Here is a 3,725-nt window from a genome sequence, read left to right on the forward strand (position 1 = left end):
ATGGCAATCCGGGTTTCGATCAACGGTTTTGGCCGCATCGGCCGCAACGTGCTGCGGGCGATCTACGAGTCGGGCCGCACTGACATCGAAGTGGTTGCCATCAACGATCTCGGACCGGTCGAAACCAACGCGCATCTGCTGCGCTTCGACTCGGTGCATGGCCGTTTCCCCGGCGAAGTCACCGTCGATGGCGACAGCATCAATCTCGGCAAGGGCAAGATCAAGGTCACTGCCGTGCGCGATCCGAACACATTGCCGTGGAAGGATCTCGGAGTCGACATCGCGCTGGAATGCACCGGCATCTTCTCGGCCAAGGCGAAGGCCACCGCGCATCTGACCGCAGGCGCCAAGCGCGTGCTGGTCTCGGCTCCGTCCGACGGTGCTGACGCGACCATCGTTTACGGCGTGAACCACAAGACGCTGACCAAGGATCATCTGGTCGTCTCGAACGGTTCGTGCACCACCAATTGCCTGGCGCCGGTCGCCAAGGTGCTCAATGAAGTCGTCGGCATCGAAACCGGCTTCATGACCACGATCCACGCCTATACCGGCGACCAGCCGACCCTCGACACCCTGCACAGCGATCTGTATCGCGGCCGTGCCGCTGCGATGTCGATGATCCCGACCTCGACGGGCGCCGCCAAGGCCATCGGCCTGGTGATGCCCGAACTGGCCGGTAAGCTCGATGGCGTTTCGATCCGCGTGCCGACGCCGAACGTCTCGGTGGTCGATCTCAAGATCATCGCCAAGAAGGCGACGACCAAGGAAGAGATCAACGAGGCCATCAAGAAGGCTGCCGCCGGCGAGCTGAAGGGTGTGCTCGGCACGACGTCGCATCCGAACGTGTCGATCGACTTCAACCACGATCCGCATTCGTCGACCTTCGCCTTTGACCAGACCAAGGTGCAGAACGGCACGCTGGTGCGCGTGCTGAGCTGGTATGACAACGAGTGGGGCTTCTCCAACCGCATGGCCGATACGGCTGTGGCGATGGGCAAGCTGCTCTAAGACAGACGAACTAAATGTCCCGGATGCCTCGTGCATCCGGGACATTTCTATAAGTGCGGCGGTCCCGCTCGCGGTTGACTGCCCCCTCTTTCTCCGCGACCGGGACAATCACCATGACCAATTCTTTCCGCACCCTCGATGATGTCGATGTGAAGGGTAAGCGCGTTCTCGTGCGCGTCGACCTCAATGTCCCCATGGACAGCGGCAAGGTCACCGACGCGACCCGGCTCGAGCGCATCGCGCCGACCATCACCGGCATTTCCGACAAAGGCGGCAAGGTCATCCTGCTCGCGCATTTCGGCCGCCCCAAGGGCCGCGACGAGACAAACTCGCTGAAGCCGGTGGCGGCCGCGCTCGCCAATGTCATCAACAAGCAGATCGCCTTCGCCGACGATTGCATCGGAGAGCCCGCCCAGAAGGCCGTGGCCGCGATGAAGGATGGCGACATCCTGTGCCTGGAAAACACCCGCTTCCATGTCGGCGAAGAGAAGAACGATCCGGCTTTCGTTGAAGAGCTCGCGAAGCTCGGTGACATCTGGGTCAATGACGCTTTCTCTGCCGCGCATCGCGCACATGCGACCACCGAAGGACTCGGCCACAAGCTGCCGGCCTATGCGGGCCGCACCATGCAGGCCGAGCTCGACGCGCTCGGCAAGGCACTGGACGCGCCGAAGCGCCCAGTGATCGCTGTCGTCGGCGGCGCAAAGGTTTCGACCAAGATCGACCTGCTGGAAAACCTCGTCAGCAAGGTGCAGGCGCTGGTGATCGGCGGCGGCATGGCGAATACCTTCCTGCACGCGCAGGGCATCGGCGTCGGCAAGTCGCTGTGCGAGAAGGATCTCGCCCCGACCGCGCTGCGCATCCTGGAGAAGGCGGAAGCCGCGGGCTGCGCGATCATCCTGCCGGTGGATGCGACCGTCGCGTTCAAGTTCGAAGCCAATACGCCGTCGCAGGCCTATGGCCTCGATGCGATCCCGGAAGACGGCATGATCCTCGACGTCGGCCCGCAGTCCATCGAGCGTATTCACGCGGCGATCGACGATGCAGCAACGCTGGTATGGAACGGCCCGGTGGGCGCATTCGAGATCGCGCCATTCGACCGCGGCACCGTGGTGGCGGCCAAGCATGCGGCCAAGCGCACCAAGGAAAGCAAGCTGATCTCGGTGGCCGGCGGCGGCGACACCGTGGCAGCGCTCAACCATGCCGGCGTAGCTGATGATTTCACCTACATTTCCACCGCCGGCGGCGCCTTCCTCGAATGGATGGAAGGCAAGCCGCTGCCCGGCGTCGAAGTGCTGAAGAAGTAATTTTCAGCAACTTAAGATTGCCGTTGCGCATTGATGTGTTTCTGATACGTTCTCGCTAATAGCGAGGACGTATCGGCCATGAGTGACAACGTGGAAAATGCGGTTTTCGAAATCCTGAAGAAGATTCAGGGTGATCTGGCGGCATTTCGAACCGAGGTCGATAAACGCTTTGATGAAGTTGATCGACGTTTCAACGCAGTTGATGCTCGATTTGGCGGCATAGAGACAATCATCCGCAAACAGCAACGTGACAGCGCGGGAATGTTAGTGATGACACGCGCCGTGTCCGGCGATTTCGACAAGCGTGTCAGCGAGCTTGAGCAACGGGTGACCAGGCTCGAAGCTCAACAGAGCTAAGCACAATCTTATTTCCGCACACTGGAACACCTACGCCCTTCAGCGATTAACGCTGCGCGCTCGCGCGACTTATGGCGTCTTGGATTCGCCGTGGGCTCGCGCTAAGAGCGATCATCCCGGTGCGGAACCCGCGCCGTCCCACCAAGAACCGCCCCATTTTGCAAGGAGTCTCCCGCATGGCCCGTATCACGTTGCGTCAATTGCTCGATCATGCAGCGGAAAACGATTACGGCGTGCCGGCCTTCAATATCAACAATATGGAGCAGGCGCTGGCGATCATGGAAGCCGCCAACGCCGTCGATGCGCCGGTCATCATCCAGGCCTCGCGCGGTGCGCGCTCCTATGCCAACGACATCATGCTGAAGCACATGATGGACGCCGTCACCGAAATCTATCCGCATATTCCGGTCTGCGTGCATCTCGACCACGGCAACGAAGCCGCGACCTGCATGACCGCGATCCAGGCCGGCTTCACCTCGGTGATGATGGACGGCTCGCTGAAGGCCGACGGCAAGACCCCGGGCGACTGGGACTACAATGTCGGCGTCACCAAGACCGTGACCGACATGGCGCATCTCGGCGGCATCTCGGTGGAAGGCGAACTCGGCGTGCTCGGCTCGCTCGAGACAGGCGAAGGCGAAGCCGAGGACGGCCATGGCGCCGAAGGCAAGCTGTCGCATGACCAGCTGCTGACCAATCCCGATGAAGCCGTGAAGTTCGTGAAGGAAACCCAAGTCGACGCGCTCGCGATCGCCATGGGCACCTCGCACGGCGCCTACAAGTTCACCCGCAAGCCGGATGGCGATATTCTCGCCATGAACGTGATCGAGGAAATCCATCGCAAGCTGCCGAACACGCATCTGGTGATGCATGGTTCGTCCTCGGTGCCGCAGGACCTGCAGGACATCATCAACAAGTTCGGCGGCCAGATGAAGCCGACCTGGGGCGTCCCGGTGGCCGAGATCCAGCGCGGCATCAAGCATGGCGTGCGCAAGATCAATATCGATACCGACAACCGCATGGCCATGACCGGCCAGATCCGCAAGATCCTGA

At 61.4% G+C, this 3,725-nt stretch carries 4 protein-coding genes; all 4 read left to right on the forward strand.

The window, feature by feature from the left end; genetic code table 11:
- The gene (gap, locus tag ACIQ17_RS31960; protein ID WP_398473555.1) at positions 1–1,008 is read left to right on the forward strand and encodes a type I glyceraldehyde-3-phosphate dehydrogenase; all 1,008 of its coding nucleotides are present in this window, start codon (positions 1–3) and stop codon (positions 1,006–1,008) included.
- 113 nt (positions 1,009–1,121) lie between these two features.
- Positions 1,122–2,315 (forward strand): phosphoglycerate kinase, encoded by a 1,194-nt coding sequence (locus ACIQ17_RS31965; RefSeq protein ID WP_398473556.1) that lies wholly within the window; start codon positions 1,122–1,124, stop codon positions 2,313–2,315.
- 78 nt (positions 2,316–2,393) lie between these two features.
- The gene (locus tag ACIQ17_RS31970) at positions 2,394–2,672 is read left to right on the forward strand and encodes a hypothetical protein (RefSeq protein ID WP_398473557.1); all 279 of its coding nucleotides are present in this window, start codon (positions 2,394–2,396) and stop codon (positions 2,670–2,672) included.
- A 176-nt stretch (positions 2,673–2,848) separates the two neighbouring features.
- Positions 2,849–3,725: class II fructose-bisphosphate aldolase (gene fba / locus ACIQ17_RS31975; protein WP_398473558.1), on the forward strand; the 877-nt coding region annotated here is incomplete at its 3' end.

Origin of the sequence: Tardiphaga sp. (assembly GCF_044340795.1) — a bacterium.
In the GTDB taxonomy this organism is placed as follows: Bacteria; Pseudomonadota; Alphaproteobacteria; order Rhizobiales; family Xanthobacteraceae; genus Tardiphaga.

Bases quoted from the DNA above. Each gene is read 5' to 3' on its own strand.
- gap (WP_398473555.1), top strand. From the start codon at position 1: ATGGCAATCCGGGTTTCGATCAACGGTTTTGGCCGCATCGGCCGCAAC.
- ACIQ17_RS31965 (WP_398473556.1), top strand. From the start codon at position 1,122: ATGACCAATTCTTTCCGCACCCTCGATGATGTCGATGTGAAGGGTAAG.
- ACIQ17_RS31970 (WP_398473557.1), top strand. From the start codon at position 2,394: ATGAGTGACAACGTGGAAAATGCGGTTTTCGAAATCCTGAAGAAGATT.